Origin of the sequence: Brevibacillus brevis NBRC 100599 (assembly GCF_000010165.1) — a bacterium.
In the GTDB taxonomy this organism is placed as follows: domain Bacteria; phylum Bacillota; class Bacilli; order Brevibacillales; family Brevibacillaceae; genus Brevibacillus; species Brevibacillus brevis_D.
Window position 1 is genome coordinate 949,122 of record NC_012491.1, and the last position, 14,897, is coordinate 964,018.

17 protein-coding genes are annotated in these 14,897 nt (G+C 48.7%); 6 read left to right on the forward strand and 11 right to left on the reverse strand.

Going from position 1 to position 14,897, the window contains the following annotated elements; all coding sequences use genetic code 11:
- Positions 1-5 precede the first annotated feature (5 nt).
- From BBR47_RS04830 to BBR47_RS04840, 3 genes are read left to right on the forward strand one after another with little or no spacing between them, the layout of a single operon-like run.
- Complete coding sequence (locus BBR47_RS04830; protein ID WP_012684632.1) at positions 6-743, forward strand: MOSC domain-containing protein; 738 nt, start codon at positions 6-8, stop codon at positions 741-743.
- Positions 740-1,228 (forward strand): YbaK/EbsC family protein, encoded by a 489-nt coding sequence (locus BBR47_RS04835; protein WP_012684633.1) that lies wholly within the window; start codon positions 740-742, stop codon positions 1,226-1,228. Before BBR47_RS04830 ends, BBR47_RS04835 begins: the two co-directional genes overlap by 4 nt.
- Entirely contained in the window at positions 1,225-1,788 is a 564-nt protein-coding gene (locus BBR47_RS04840) for a hypothetical protein (protein ID WP_012684634.1), read from the forward strand. Before BBR47_RS04835 ends, BBR47_RS04840 begins: the two co-directional genes overlap by 4 nt.
- Positions 1,789-1,856: 68 nt before the next feature.
- On the opposite strand, the gene BBR47_RS04845 is transcribed toward BBR47_RS04840, so the two are convergent.
- From BBR47_RS04845 to BBR47_RS31150, 9 genes are all read right to left on the reverse strand, one after another.
- On the reverse strand, positions 1,857-3,110 hold the full coding sequence (locus BBR47_RS04845; protein WP_012684635.1) for an MDR family MFS transporter: 1,254 nt from the start codon (positions 3,108-3,110) through the stop codon (positions 1,857-1,859).
- A gap of 225 nt (positions 3,111-3,335) precedes the next feature.
- A complete protein-coding gene (locus tag BBR47_RS04850; protein WP_012684636.1) occupies positions 3,336-3,827 on the reverse strand; it encodes a GNAT family N-acetyltransferase in 492 nt (163 codons plus the stop codon).
- A 54-nt stretch (positions 3,828-3,881) separates the two neighbouring features.
- Positions 3,882-4,589: a 3'-5' exonuclease gene (locus tag BBR47_RS04855; protein WP_012684637.1), complete on the reverse strand. Its 708-nt coding sequence runs from the start codon at positions 4,587-4,589 to the stop codon at positions 3,882-3,884.
- An 11-nt stretch (positions 4,590-4,600) separates the two neighbouring features.
- Positions 4,601-5,614, reverse strand: coding sequence for a DUF294 nucleotidyltransferase-like domain-containing protein (locus tag BBR47_RS04860; protein WP_173362214.1), 1,014 nt, complete (start codon positions 5,612-5,614; stop codon positions 4,601-4,603).
- A gap of 49 nt (positions 5,615-5,663) precedes the next feature.
- Entirely contained in the window at positions 5,664-6,998 is a 1,335-nt protein-coding gene (locus tag BBR47_RS04865; protein WP_012684639.1) for an ammonium transporter, read from the reverse strand.
- 124 nt (positions 6,999-7,122) lie between these two features.
- Positions 7,123-8,361, reverse strand: coding sequence for an MFS transporter (locus BBR47_RS04870; RefSeq protein ID WP_012684640.1), 1,239 nt, complete (start codon positions 8,359-8,361; stop codon positions 7,123-7,125).
- A 79-nt stretch (positions 8,362-8,440) separates the two neighbouring features.
- Positions 8,441-9,616: an MFS transporter gene (locus BBR47_RS04875; RefSeq protein WP_012684641.1), complete on the reverse strand. Its 1,176-nt coding sequence runs from the start codon at positions 9,614-9,616 to the stop codon at positions 8,441-8,443.
- Between the two features lie 70 nt (positions 9,617-9,686).
- The gene (locus BBR47_RS04880; RefSeq protein WP_012684642.1) at positions 9,687-9,977 is read right to left on the reverse strand and encodes an ArsR/SmtB family transcription factor; all 291 of its coding nucleotides are present in this window, start codon (positions 9,975-9,977) and stop codon (positions 9,687-9,689) included.
- Between the two features lie 49 nt (positions 9,978-10,026).
- On the reverse strand, positions 10,027-10,185 hold the full coding sequence (locus tag BBR47_RS31150) for a hypothetical protein (RefSeq protein ID WP_012684643.1): 159 nt from the start codon (positions 10,183-10,185) through the stop codon (positions 10,027-10,029).
- A gap of 134 nt (positions 10,186-10,319) precedes the next feature.
- Here BBR47_RS31150 and BBR47_RS04885 point away from each other — a divergent pair, with 134 nt between their 5' ends.
- Complete coding sequence (locus tag BBR47_RS04885) at positions 10,320-10,679, forward strand: toprim domain-containing protein (RefSeq protein ID WP_012684644.1); 360 nt, start codon at positions 10,320-10,322, stop codon at positions 10,677-10,679.
- 64 nt (positions 10,680-10,743) lie between these two features.
- Positions 10,744-10,950 (forward strand): hypothetical protein, encoded by a 207-nt coding sequence (locus BBR47_RS04890; protein WP_012684645.1) that lies wholly within the window; start codon positions 10,744-10,746, stop codon positions 10,948-10,950.
- A 33-nt stretch (positions 10,951-10,983) separates the two neighbouring features.
- On the opposite strand, the gene BBR47_RS04895 is transcribed toward BBR47_RS04890, so the two are convergent.
- Positions 10,984-11,763: an undecaprenyl-diphosphate phosphatase gene (locus BBR47_RS04895; RefSeq protein WP_041749253.1), complete on the reverse strand. Its 780-nt coding sequence runs from the start codon at positions 11,761-11,763 to the stop codon at positions 10,984-10,986.
- Positions 11,764-11,953: 190 nt separating this feature from the next.
- On the opposite strand from BBR47_RS04895, the gene BBR47_RS04900 reads away from it, so the two are divergent.
- Positions 11,954-12,874, forward strand: coding sequence for a CvfB family protein (locus BBR47_RS04900; RefSeq protein WP_041749254.1), 921 nt, complete (start codon positions 11,954-11,956; stop codon positions 12,872-12,874).
- Positions 12,875-12,949: 75 nt separating this feature from the next.
- Here BBR47_RS04900 and BBR47_RS04905 read toward each other — a convergent pair whose 3' ends face one another.
- The gene (locus BBR47_RS04905) at positions 12,950-14,896 is read right to left on the reverse strand and encodes a TRAP transporter permease (RefSeq protein ID WP_012684648.1); all 1,947 of its coding nucleotides are present in this window, start codon (positions 14,894-14,896) and stop codon (positions 12,950-12,952) included.
- Position 14,897: the final 1 nt, after the last annotated feature.

The following is a 14,897-nucleotide window of genomic DNA, read 5'->3' on the forward strand; positions in this document are numbered from 1 at the left end:
ACCAAATGAAAAAAGTAGGAAAACTGCAGACCATTTTCCGTCATCCTGTCAAAGGGATGCGAGGGGAAGAGCTATCATCAAGTACGGTCGATGAATTTGGCTTGTATGGAGACCGTGCCTATTATTTTTTGGATAATGCTCGTCAAGGTAAGTATCTCAGTGCGGATGTTGTGCCCGCTTTAATCGGGTATCATGCCAGAATGAGCGAAGGGACAGGAAAAGAAGCGTACCCGCCGATTCGGATTGAAGCCCGAGACGGCAGTGTACATACGTGGGATGATGCTTTATTTGCCCATGTCGCGGAGACAGCGAAGCGCTCCGTTACGCCAATGATTAGTAGTCCGCATGAAGGCGGCGTGAACTGGGAAGATCACATTCTGCTGGTCACGGATGCATCTCTTCGAGAGATTGCGCGGCAGATTGACGCAGAACAGGTAGATCCACGACGCTTTCGGGGGAATTTGGTCGTTGTCCTGGAGGATGATGAGCCGTTCGCCGAAGACAAATGGCTGGGCAAGCAGATCAAAATCAATGATGTGACCTTGCAAGTCAACAAGCACTGCGAGCGCTGTGTATATGTCAATATCGACCCGGAAACGTTGGCGATGACCCCTGCCGTATTGAAGGCATGCGTCAAGCGTCACAACAATCACTTCGGTGTCTATGCTTCAGTTGTCACGACAGGCAGTGTGTCACAAGGCGATGACGTTTTTTTAGTGGAGATGGAGAGTGACGGGGAATGATCGCAAGCCCTTTAGAAAAGGTTCGCAGCTATGTACAACGCTATGATTCGAGTATCGAGCCAATTTTGTTTGAACAGCCGTTGCCTACGTCGGAAGTGGCTGCACAGGCATTAGGTGTCGAGATCGGACAAATCGCAAAGTCAATCTTGTTTCGGGTGGATGAGCAGTTCGCCTTGTTTGTGGCAGCAGGCGATGTACGTGTCCATCCCAAGCAAGTGAAGGCAGCATTTGGACAAGGAAAGCCAAAGATGGCTACGCCGGAAGAGGTAGAAAAAATGACAGGCTTCCGTGTCGGAGCCGTTTGTCCGTTTGCTTTGCAGGAAGAAGTACCTGTCTATGTGGATCGCTCCTTGAAGCGTTTCCCGATGGTTTATACGGCGGCTGGTATAGCAGAATCGCTTTTACCCGTCTCTTATGAAGCATTGTTGGAGATGACAGGGGCGAAGGAAATCGATGCGGCTTCGGCAGAAGGAAGCGCATCATGAAAAAGGTTGCAGTCTCCATCGCAGTAGTAGCCATTGTCGTAGTCGCTGGTCTTGCCATGCTCGGAATGTCTAACCAAACGACTGCAATTGAAACGAGCATCTCCCATTCTGCTTCCTCATTTAAACAGATGACAACAGAAACGTACCTGAGTCAGTACAACAAAATCAAAGAAGATTTAGCTGTGAAAGGAATTCATACTCTTCCTTTTCAGCTTGAGTTGGACAAGCAAACGAATTACTACCGCTTTTATTATCCAAAACAAGCAAATGCGGCAAACGAAAAAGCGATATGGGTAAGCGTTATGCTGAGTGCCGATCAAAAAACAATAGACGGTATCATGTATGAAGGGGTTCCTGATGTTCATACAGTGAAGGCGATGATTCAAGCTACTGGACTTACCTGGACTCCAGAGCTGGAGCAATTCGTTGCGGTTACCAACATTGCAAAAACGCCAAAAGAAATGGTTGTTTCCGATGTGAAAGTAACGATCGAAGGAACGTCAGCACAAATAAAAGTAATGGTTGACCCTGTGAAATTAGAAGCTCCGAAAAAATTATGATGCTGAAAATGAAAAAGTGGTTGGCAGAGGTTATGGCTGCGCAACCACTTTTCGTTTTTTGTTGTCGTTTAGCAGGAATGAGAGGACTCACGCATCTGCACGATTTGGAATAGCTTCACATAAAGAATGGCACTCAAAAGGGAGCAGCACAAGATAAACCCAAAAACGCCAATCGGCATGATCCACTCTGAAAGAATGACGGTCACGGGAGCGAGGAAGCGACCGAGCGAGTACTGTAGGTTTGCGGCACCCATGTACTGTCCGCGTGCATGTTCTGGTGCGTATTTGCTGACGAAGCTCTGCTCTACCGGAGTTCGCATCACTTCCCCAACTGTAAAGACAACCACGCATCCGAACAACAGCCAGGCATTCGTCGTGAAACCCACCAAAAACATGCCCATGCCAAATAGCAAGGAGGACAAGAGGAAGATATTCCGGTCGCTCCAGTTCTCAAACCATTTGGTAACTGGCAGAGCGCACAGAACAAACAGAAGGCCACTTATTCCCAGCATCCATCCGAAAATCTCCGTACTGCTAAGCGAGAGCGACCAGGCATTCCACGAAAGAAGTGTCTGCGCTGGGACAAACTCTTTTACATAGACCGCCAAAAATAAATCGAGCTGCACGATTGCGATCGTTATTAGCATGCCTGCGAAAATATAGATAGCAAAAGCTTTGTCGCGTAGAATGACGGCGTAGCTCTTCCATTGCTCCTTCATAACGGAAGGGAAATGGATAGAGGCGACAGAGCTTTTTACGGACTTTGGCAGTGTTTCTCTCATATTGAACCAGATCGCAATCGAATACAAAAAAGTGACAAGCGCACAAGTCCACAGCAGCTCACTGCGGTATTGGAAGAAAAAGATGGCCCCCAGAGCGGGTCCCAATATGGCGCCAATGTTCATGGCCGTAACGAAGGTAGCGAAGACTCTGCGTCTATCTTTTTCGGAGGTGAGATCAGCGACCATCGCAGAACTCGCTGGGCTGTATACCGCTTTGCCAATCCCGATTCCAATAAACGCAAGATAATCGATCCAAGAAGAGAGGGAGAAGGCAAACAGGACAAACATGCCTGCCTGCAAAAACGCTCCTGACAGCATGACATATCGACGACCAAATCGATCAGCCAAATAGCCGCCAAAAAGATTGCCGATCATACTCATAATCGGTGGCACTGTCATGAGTATCCCGGCAACATTTTTGCCAAAGGTATCACTAAAGTGGAGGGTGAGAAAGGGGAAGTACATCCAAAATAATAGGTTGAAAAGGGTCTCGCCGATCAATCTGGTCTTCAGGTTCAGATCCCATGACAGCCATTGCACAGCAGGGTTACCTCCTATTTTTGATTCCCTGGCCAGGTACACCCACTTTAGTGCAAATTTTCAAAAAGATATAGACTTATAATCATCCGTCGGTTACACTAATATCATAAGGGCTAAGGGATTAGACCCTGGCTTAAGATGTGCCACTTTTAGGGATTCGCTTCTTACAAAAACAAATAAGCCGACACTTCCTTTTGGAAAGGGGTGTCGGCTTTTCGTATGTTGTTACTTGACCATCCATTGATAGAAATGAACATCGTGCCACTCTCCGAACTTGAATCCCACCTCTTGAAACCTCCCTGCCAATGTAAAACCGAATTTCTCGTGCAGCTTCACGCTGGCGTCATTGCCACCTACGATTCCGCTCACGATCGTGTGGTATTCGAGTTGTCTGGCGCGCTCCAGAATCGCACTCATCAAGGTAGTGCCGACACCTTTCCCGCTTTGATCAGGGGCGATATAAATAGACAGTTCCGTTGATTTTTGATAGGCGGGCTTCTCACGGAATACGGACAGACTGCAATATCCGATCACATTCCCTTCGTATTCGGCGACGATGATCGGATGTCTGCCACCGTGCTTGTGGAACCACACTTCGCGCTGGGCCAAGGTCTGTGGCTCCAAGTCAAATGTCGCAACTAGATTTTCCACTGCGTAGTTGTAAATAGCGAGCATAGCGGGCAGGTCACTCAGAACTGCGTCTCTGATCTGTAGCATAATATTCTCTCCTCATGTTGGTTGGTAGGACTTATTGAACGATTCGAACGAATTCTAGCGTGCGGCTTCGTAAACCTGCCGCAGGTTTGTAAATCCCTGGGATTGTGCTTTTACCAAATACTTCGCCCAGAGCGTTCCAGCGGCAAGAGCGTCACAGTAAGCGTGATGCCTGCGTGAGATCGGGATGTCGTGGGCCGCACAGAGGGCGTCCAGCGAGCCGTTGCCAATCGGATTATTCAACAATCGGATGAGCAGCATCGTATCCAGCATGCGATGGGTAAATGGACGCCGACTCGTTTTCCAAAGTCCAGATCGCAAAAATTCACGCTCATGGCGAGAATGATGGGCAACGAGTGGCCGATCTCCAACGTATTGAAAAAAACGGGACAAAGCCTCTAATAGCGGAGGAGCATCGGCAACCATATCATCGGTAATCCCGGTGAGAGAGCGGATGTGTGGAGGAATCGCCCGTCCGGGATTGACCAACGTATAAAAAGAATCGCCGAGGAGGAGGTGTTCTCCTCTCATGGCGACTGCTCCCATCGATATAATCGCGTCCCCGTGATCGGGATAAAAACCGGTCGTTTCCAGATCGACGACGACAACCTCCAGATCGTGTAGAGGAATATCGGCACTGGAATCGACCTGTTTATTCACTTTGGAGATGGAGCGCAAATAGGCGATGTGTTGTTTATCATCTGCAATATCCGGCATGTCACGGTTCATATGCCAAATGCGACCGAATAAGTCCCATTTTGCCACGAAAACTCCTCCTATCGCCCCAAAATGGACGGGAGCTTTTCTGTCATTTTTTGCAGGCGGATCGCTAGCTTCATCGATTGTCGCACCATCACTTGGGTGTCAGGAGAAAGCTCCCCTAGTTTGATATAGCTATTGCTTGTGTATTGTCCGTCTTCCCAATGGAGGGGAGCGATCAGTCGCAGACCTTGAACTTGACGGAAGTACGCGGCTACCTCGTCACAAAAGCTTTTGCTCCAGACGCCTTTTTCGCCGAGTAGATCTAAGCGTTCCAAAGTAGAACTAGCAAAGATTCCATTCGCCAAGGCAAAATGCCGTACACAATTCACCAGTGGCAAATAGATGCCATACTTCACATTGATGGCGCCGCGGAAGCGACCATGGACTTCAGGTAAAACTCTGCCGAAGATTCCGAGCGGCACTCGATAATGCAGCGTATTGCTCACCAGTCGATTCAGCAAGAAGACGTTTCCTGCAAGCAATTGACGGAAACGGTCATGGACGGGAGTAAAAATAGCCGATTCACCCCATAGGACACGAACATCACTTGCGAGCAGTAAATAACGGGCGTTTTCCCAGATGGGGTGAGAGACCCATCTGTCCATTTGGTCCAGCCATTGTTCGGTGCTTCCTCGCCATTTTGGGGAGAGGCAAGTGACATTCCCTTGGCAGGGAGGATAGCCAGCTACCTCCAAACCAGCAACGATCGTCGCCCCTAACAATTGAAAGTAGCCATGTATCTTCTCTTTTTCTTGTTCGCCCAGATGATCTGGCAGTTGATAGACGAGACCGTTATCCTGATCGCTGATGAGTGCTTGCTCTGATCGGCCGCCACTGCCGAATTGCAGAAAGGCAAAGGGGATGGGAGGGGTACCCAAGCCTCTTTTGGCAAGGTCGTTCACAGCGAGGAGCACCCCTTGTCGGATGAGATTGTCGTGAATCAGATTGACGACGATGGAAAAGGGGGCTAATTCCCCTGCGCGATTTAATGAACGTAACGGGGAAGGGTCCAACAATTCGCGTCGCAATACGGCCAGCTCGTCAAAGGAGTCAACATTCCGTATTTTTTCCACTTGTTCAGGTGAGAAAATGAGAGGTGCTGCTTTGAGTAGATCCAGTCGGTCGTGCGCGTTCAGGCTGGAGTAGTTCGGGATAGCCGTATCCCCCGTGTTCGCTAAGGTCAAGACCAACCACCTCCTCCTCTTCAGTGACTCGCAGGCCAATGGTTACTTTTAACACATACAAAATGATGAAGGCTACCACGAAGACGTAGAGCGCGGAGCCAGCCAAGCCCAAGGCCTGAACCCCTAGTTGATGCAGACCGCCACCATAAAACAGCCCAGGACTGCCTACGCCGACCTTTTCGACAAGCTCCGGGGTAGCGAATAAGCCCGTGGACAACGTTCCCCATATACCAGCCACCCCATGCACGGAAAAAGCGAAGACAGGATCATCAATCCCCATGCGGTCAAACCAAATAGATGTATAAAATGTTAGAATACCTGACACAGAACCAATCACGACAGCTGCCCACGGATCGACGAAGGCGCAGGATGCTGTAATCGCGACGAGAGCTGCGAGGACGCCGTTGAGCATGCTTGGAATATCTGCTTTTCCCATGACGATCCAGGAGATAGCAAGAGCGGCGACAGCGCCCGCTGCGGTAGCAAGATTGGTAGTGACAGCGATATAGCCGAAAAATCCAGATGTGCTGCCGAGCGTGGAGCCAGCATTAAAGCCGAACCAGCCGATCCAGAGAAACAGGACACCTAGGACAGAGTAGACTTGGTTGTGACCAGGAATCAGATTGGAGCTGCCGTCGCGATTGTATTTTCCAATGCGGGGTTTCAAAAGGATAGTGGCGACGAGTGCGACGATGGCGCCTTGAAGGTGGACAACCGTAGAACCAGCGAAGTCTTGCATCCCGAGCTGCGCCAACCAACCTCCGCCCCATACCCAGTGACCGACGACAGGGTAGATGAGGACAGTAAATAGTACGCTGAACAGAAAATAAATGGATAGCTTGGCGCGTTCAGCAAAACCGCCCCAGGCGATGGCGAGTGAAACGGCTGCAAAAGCGAGCTGAAAGAGGAAGAGAATCGAGATAGGTACAGTTGCAGCGGAAAAAGCGGAGAAAGCGTCTTTTTGCATGCCGTCAAAAAAGAATCCGGAAAGTCCAATGAAAGAGTTCCCGTCTCCAAAGGTCAGCCCAAAGCCGAACGCCCAAAAGGCAATCGAGCAGATGCCGAAGGTAAGGACCGTTTTGCCTGCGACGTGACCGGCGTTTTTCATGCGAGTAGAACCGGCTTCCAGCAGGGCGAATCCAACCTGCATGAGAATGACCAGAATGGCCGAGACCATGACCCATGTGGCGTCAATGGCAGACGAGAGACTTGCGACAGTAGGTTCCATCCATCTACCTCTTTTCTGTGTCAGATAACCTGACGCGAATTTATTTATGTCAGATTATATGACATGAAAATTTCGGATGCAATTGTTTTTTTGCAAATAATGAGAAAACACCAATCCTTCCGTCTTAAGCAGAGGAGGATTGGTGTTGTTCGGTTGATGCTCGTTTTTCAATTAGGAAGCCAGTGAAGCTCATGGCAGCGAGGAATAGTCCACTGACGAGGAAAAGCTGCTCGACGGGCCATTTGCCCATCCAGATTGCACCGAGGCTGCTGGACAACGTCGAAAAGAAGGTGAGCACAAGCAAATTGATTGCGAATATCTTGCCTGTACTGTTGCTGGATGCTTTCATTTGAATCGCAGTCACGGTAGGAATGCCGATGAGCGGTCCCCCTATTCCTGAGACGGCAGCTCCGAGGAAAGCGGTCCAGGAAGCACTCCCTCCCATCATGAGTAAAAAGGACCCGCATGCCTGAAAAGACCACCCGATTAAAATGAGAAACAAATAGCGAGTAGAACTCGTCCGGGTCATGTACAGACTCCCCAACAAATTTCCGATTCCATAAAAACCAAACAGGATGGCTAATATACTTCCGTTGCCTTGTTGCATGCGTTCGGCTAAAAAGGGGTAGCCCACCGTATACGTGACCTGCCAAATGAGAAAGCCCATGTTGCCAAAGAGTAGGACCAACAGCAATATTCGATTTCGCTTCAATTCTTGTACTCCTGAGGTAATATCACGGATGTACTGGCGAGGTGTCATTTTGACAGGGAAATGATCGGTCTTAGAGAGGCGAAGTGCTTGAAGAAAGAATACCGAGATGAGATAACTGCCTGCGTTGATAAAAAACAAGGTGGAAAGTGGCAAGAAAGAGGCGACAAGCCCGATTGTCATTGGTGCAATAATTCGAACTGTTCGCATGGTTGTATCCAAAATGGCGTTTGCCTGTCCTAGCTGATCCACGGGAACTGCTGATTTGATCGCCACAGTCCGGGCGGGTTGGAACAGACTGGAGAACAATCCTAACCCAAATTGGGCTATAAGAAAATACGAAAACTGCTCGATTCCCATCACTGTAAGGAAGCCAACGACGATCACCACGGCAATTCGTGAGAGGACAGCCACAACCATAAGCAGGCGTGGACTGTATCGGTCCGCAAGTACGCCACTAATGAGGAAAAACAGCAGGCCAGCAACCATCTCCGGAATGGCGAGGAGACTGAGCACCGTTCCTGATTTCGTTGCTTGAAGCAAATACCAGAGCAAGGCAAAGCTGTAGCACTGATCTCCAATGTTGGACATCAATTGCGCTAGCCATAGCTTGAGAAACGACCCATTTTTCCACAAAGATGAAGGCGAATCCATCTAACCCTCTCCGTTCTGCTGACTGCGATAAAATGAATTTGACCATAGCGTAGCAAGGCGGAGAGGGAAAGTAAAGGACTCAAGCTTGTGCGGTTACATGTAATTTACCTGTCCTCCAAACGAAGAGAAAATAGGCGATCAGAAAAGTGAAGGTGGCGAAGGTGCTGACCCCCACGAAACCAAAAATCGAATACAAACTGCCTGCGAAAGAAGAGGCAATGAAAGTTCCTATGTACATGCAAGCGTTAGCCAAGCTCGATATGGTACCGCGCGAGGTGTCGGACAATGATTGCAAGTAACCCATCAGGACAGGCACGAGTACACCGCCGAAGCAATACATGAAGAAGAGGACAACCTGCAAAAGGCCGATTCCCGGTATGTAAGGCAAAACAAGATAGAGCAGGGCGCTGCCCAGAAACCCAACGGTCAAAATCGTACTTCTCTTCCAACGCTCGAGTAACCAACCGCTGAGTAAGCTGCCAACGGTGTTGCCAAGCCCGATAACTAAAGTGATCAAGCCAATTTCAGTAACAGATTGCTGATATTGATCGGAAAGCCATACGCCATAGAATGAAAAGACTGCATAGACACCCGTCATAAAAACGAAATAGCCGATAAAGCTGCGTGAAGCTTGCGGCAGTCGCAACAGATCCTTGTAACGTGCAAAAATAGCGTTGGTGGTTCCAAGTCCGGGTATGGAGGTAGGAGGCAATAGATCAGGAAGTTTTCGGATGATGAGTACAAAAGCTCCGAGAGAAGCAATTCCTACAGCCAAAAAAGGAAACGACCAATGATAAGCTGACAGAAAACTGCCGATAGGTACACCGATCACTTGGGAAACCGAAAGACCTGCCATGACAACCCCCATAGCTTTTCCGATACGAGCAGGAGGAAACAAAACAGGAATGGCGGCCCACACCTGCGGACCGATAAAGGCTGAACAGATCCCGGCAAGAAAGCGAAAGAAAAGCATCGCGGTGAAACTAGGTGCAAAGGCGCATGCAAGTGTGGAAAGGGCAAATCCGAGCATACCGACTGCCATCACATGTTTTCTATTTCGATTATCAGATAGCGGGCCGGCGATTAAAGCGGCTAAAGCAAATCCGAGAGCATAGGTTCCGATCAGCCAAGCTGCCTGATTAGTGGATACGTGATATAGCTCTCGCAAGGTTGGCAGCAGTGGGCTAATGATAAATGTATTCGTACCGATCAAAAACATGGTGAAGAAAAAGATCATCAAAAATAGGCGCTCCATAAAAAACTCTCCTCTTTGTAATTATATAGTTAAATAACCTTTGAACTAAAGAGCAAAAAAAGGATACCAATTATAAGGTATCTAAAAAGCCAGGCAGAATTTGATCAAATGTCTCTTTATAAATGCGCATGTACCGTGTTTGCCCCTCCTTTCTTACTTTGATCAGTCCTGCCTCTCGAAGTGTCTTGAAATGATAGGAGGCATTGGACTTGGAAGTATCGCAGGTCAAACCCACTTCTGTACAACTTAGCTCGTTGCTGGAATGATATAAGGCCTTTAAAATGGCTAGCCTTGTCTCATCTGCCAACGCTTTAAAAATCTTGATTCGTTTTTCGGTGAGTTCAAGTTGTTCAATATTCATAAAACTATCTTACTAAGGAATCGCTATCCAGGCAACCATTTCATTCCTTTTATTTTTGATTCTTTATGTTTTCGTTGTTGTGTTGGTGCTGATAGGAAGCGCCTTGGTTGTCTTCGGTATGCGTATCATCTGCAACGGTACTGCTGGTTAGCCCTGCTACGGCTAATCCTTTTTGATTCAGGTTTTTGGCGCTTTTGAATTTGGACATATTACTACCCCCTATTTGCTAATGGATGCTTACTTAAGATGTCTTGTTTCGCGGGGGAGTAGTCATCCTCATTTTCCTAGACGGCAGTTGAGGTATACTAAATAAAAAGGGTGCGTCAGGGAGGATGGGAGCGGATGGCAGGGTGTGTCATGATCGTGGAGGGGAAGACAGACAAAGAACGTTTGCTTCGGGTGCTGGCTGAGCCTGTCACGATTCTTTGTACGTACGGTTCCTATAGCTTGGAAAAAGGGGAGAAGCTGCTCGCTCAAACGGAAGTAGCAGATGCAGATGAGATATACCTATTTACTGATGAAGACGACAGCGGGAAAAAATTGCGAACGCATTTAAGTGAAGATTTTCCTGATGCAATCCATCTGCATACGCCGAAAATGTACAGAGAGGTTGCCGACACGCCTCTTTCGGTACTGGCAGAAATTTTGGAGCGAGCAGGCTTTGCAGTTATAGTGCCTCATCCTGATCTTGGAGAGCGGTAAGGGGATAAAACACCGTTCCATCGGCTATAACAGTAGTAAATGGAATGGTGGAGGTGCAAGGTAATTGCGTAGTTTGATGACATTTTTTAATCGAATGAACATTATGGTGTGGCTGGTGGGTATCTTTGTTGCTCATGCCGCGCTCTATCTGGTATTGGGGACGGCGACGTGGCTGGCTACCTCGCTTTTGGCAACAGCGTTCTACGGCGTTATTTTATTGGTAGGCAAATTAATTGCCAGTCGTTATCCAGACAAGGAAGAAAGCAGATGAAAGCCGGCGAGCAAGTAGCCGGCTTTTTTTGCATTACCAGCCCAAGAGCTGCATGAGTAAAATGAACCCACCTAATACCCAGACGTAGATGGCGAAGCCCTTCATCGAGCCTGTACTGATAATCGTAAGCATCCAGCGAATGGCAACATATCCAGCAAGTCCGGCAAACATGGTGCCCACGAGCATCGGGATCAATAAAGCTGTTTCAAGCGGTGTTTCTACGAGCTTGGCTGTTTGCAAGACACAAGCACCCAGAATCGCTGGCAAGGATATTAAAAACGAAAAGCGCGCAGCGTCAGCGCGGTCGATCCCGCGTAGGAGAGCGCCGGCAATCGTCAGTCCTGAGCGGGAAATAGCAGGCAGGATCGCAGCACCTTGCAGTGTCCCGATGATGAGGGCGTCCGTGTAGTTGATTTCCTCGAATCTCCGATTTCCACGGCGCATGGATTCCACCGCCCAGAGGATCGCGCCTGTCGCAAGAAATTCCCACCCGATCGTAATGCCTGTCTGCGAGATTTCTTCAAAATAATCTTCAAAGGCGAGTCCGATCACTGCTGTAGGGATCGTACCTACGACCAATAGCTTTGTCAGCTTGCTCTTCGGATTCATGATGATAAAACGAACCTGTGGCCAAAAGACGATAACGACAGCGATCAGCGTACCGAAATGAAGCATCGTGTCAAATAAAAGGCCGACCTCCTGCATACCAAACATTTTGCGAAATAAAACGAGATGACCCGTGCTGGATATCGGTAAAAATTCAGTCAAGCCTTGTACAATACCGAGAAAAATATGTTCAAGCAACAACAGCATAGGCAAGAGTCACTCCAGTCTTGAAAAAGTAGGGCCAAGCCAGTCTTACTGTCATATGTATGTCCGTGAATGGAAGACTTGCCTATTTCGTTGGGCATCGTTATTTTGTTAGAAAAAAGTTGTGGTATTTTCTTGCGGGAGATGGGTATAGTTAGTGTGCACAAAGGTAGAGAGCGAGGAAAAAATACATATGTACAAAAGACAAATGCGTGAAAAGCGTGAGCCCCAAATCATTCAGAACGGCAATTTGGCGGCAGGGATGACGCTTACCATGACGGTAGCGCGTAAAACGGAAATCGGCTATTTCTTGAGCGATGGCAAAGACGAAGTGTTTCTCCATGCCAATGAAGCGCACGAGCGTTTACATATCGATGATGAGGTCGAAGTGTTTTTGTACCATGATCACGAAAACCGATTGGCTGCGACCATGGACATGCCTCATGTCGGCATGGGTGAATACGGCTGGCTAGAAGTCGTGGACATTTCTCCGCGCATGGGTGTATTCCTGGACAACGGCATTAACAAGGACCTGCTCTTATTCATCGATGACCTGCCCAAGCATAGCGATGAATGGCCGCGTCCCAAGGATCAAATGCTGGTAGCGCTGAAGCAAGACAAGCTCGGCAGACTCTTGGCAAAGCCGGTCACTGAAAACGAAATCGTCAAGATCGCAGCTATGGCGGATGAGAGTATGAAAAACAAATCTGTCGAGGGTACGGTCTACAAAGTGATTCAAGCAGGTGCATTCCTGTTGACGGAGGACGAGCATATCCTTTTCATTCATCGTGATGAAATGGTGGGGCGTCTGCGCCTCGGACAAACGGTGCGCTGCCGCATTAGCTTTGTACGTGAGGATGGTCGTCTGAACGGTTCCATGAAAGAGCGCAAGGAAGTACAGTATGGCGAAGATGCGGACAAGCTGCTGCGCTATTTGATCAATCGTGACGGGGCTATGCCTTATACCGATTCGACGGAAGCGGATGTCATCCGAGAAAAATTCCAAATGAGCAAGTCCAGCTTCAAGCGAGCACTCGGCAAGCTGATGAAGGAACGCCGTGTGGAGCAAGTAGACGGCTGGACCAAAATCATTCAAAGCGAACAAGAAGAATAAATGAAGAAAACCCTCCTGGGCAAAAGAGCTTCCTGAAAACAGGAAACGAATGCTTGGGAGGGTTTTTGGTTTTTTTTACAGTGTCGTTTGTACAGCTTGCTTTTGCTTGCGGGCTTTGTAATACGACAGGGAATATACGAGTGCGATCAAAATAATTCCGGCGATATCCGTTTCAATTCCGGGGATGACCGCGAGCACGCCACCCGCAATGGCCAGGATTCGCTCCAGTACGTTTAGCTTGGACATCCAGTACCCGATCAATCCTGCTCCCACACCGATCATCCCAATTATAGATGTCAGCATGACCCAGATCGATTCCAGCAAGGTGGTATTAATGAGCAGCAAGGCTGGCGAGATGACGAAAATATAGGGAGCCATAAAAGCGGCGATCGATAGCCGCGTTGATTCTACACCTGTCTGGATTGGCTTTGACTTGGCAATGCCTGATGCGGCAAAGGCAGCAAGCGCAACTGGTGGAGTGATGTCTGCGACGATTCCGAAGTAGAAGGTAAACATGTGAGCCGCGATAGCAGGAACGCCCAATTGAATGAGCGCTGGAGCCGCGATGGTCGAAGTGATAATGTAGTTCGCCGTTGTTGGCGTTCCCATTCCCAAAATGAGCGATGCAATCATGGTAAAGAACAACGTAAGAAAAAGCTGGCCGCCCGCCAAATCAATCAGACCATTTGCCAGCTTCAACCCAATGCCTGTCAACGTAATCGTACCAACAATGATTCCGGCACACGCAGTTGCAGCGACGACGCCAAGAGCCATTTTGGCACCTGAGGCAAGAGCTGCAAAAATATCAGCAATAGACATGCGGGTTTCTTTTCGGAAGGCTCCTACGACAATTGTAGAGACAATACCGATAATCGCGGAGCGCTCGGCGGAGATGTTCATCATCAAGGCTGTAATAATAATCACGATGGGAAGGAGCAGGTACATTTTTTTCAAAACTTCTTTTTTGTTCGGCAGTTCTTCCTTCGAGAGTCCGCGTAATCCGAGTCGCTTCGCTTCAAAATGCGTCATAATCCAGATCCCTACGAAAAACAAAATCGCAGGAAGAATCGCTGATTTGGCGATTTCCAAGTAAGGAACACCGATGAACTCCGCCATCAAAAAGGCAGCAGCTCCCATGACTGGCGGCATGATTTGTCCCCCGGTAGAGGACGAGGCTTCCACCGCAGCGGCAAATTCGGAGCGATAGCCGAGCCGCTTCATCATCGGGATGGTAAAGGCACCAGAGGTAACGACATTGGCAACAGAGCTGCCGCTAATCGTCCCTTGCAGGGCGCTGGAAAAAACGGCTACCTTCGCCGGACCGCCGATACGTCTACCTGCAATGACCAGCGACAAATCGTTAAAATACTCACCGACGCCTGTTTTTTCGAGAAACGCACCAAACAGCACAAACAAAAAGATAAAGGTAGAGGAAACGGCGAGCGGAGTACCGAGAATCCCCTCCAGCGTGTAGTAGCTGTGTCCGATAATCCGCTCGACATCACTGCCGCGATGCTCCAAAAAGCCTGGCATGTAAGGTCCGAAGTAGGTGTATAAAAGAAAAATGGTGGCGATGAGAGCAATTGGAATTCCGACGACTCGTCGTGCAGCCTCGAGTACAAGCAAGACAGCAATACCGCCGACAACCATATCCATCGTCGTATAGTTGCCTGTTCGGGTCACAAGTCCCTCGTAGTCAATGACCCAATAGAGTGAGACGAAGACACCTAACAGAGCGAGAATCATGTTCACGATCCCGATTTTGTTATGTTTGCCTTTGGATGTCCCTGCATATAGCAGATAGACAAGGGCAAGCCCGAAGGCTAAGTGGATCGGGCGGTGAATCTGGGGAGGAAGCGTGAAGAAAAGCGTGCTGGATAATTGGTACAGGGAGAAAAGGACAAGTAGACCAAAGGAGATCCACTTCATGGGACCCGCGAGCTGGCGTGTGGCTGATTCTTTGTCGTATTGCGCGATCAGCTTATCCATCTCTTGCTGGTTTATATTCGTTGTTGTACTCATT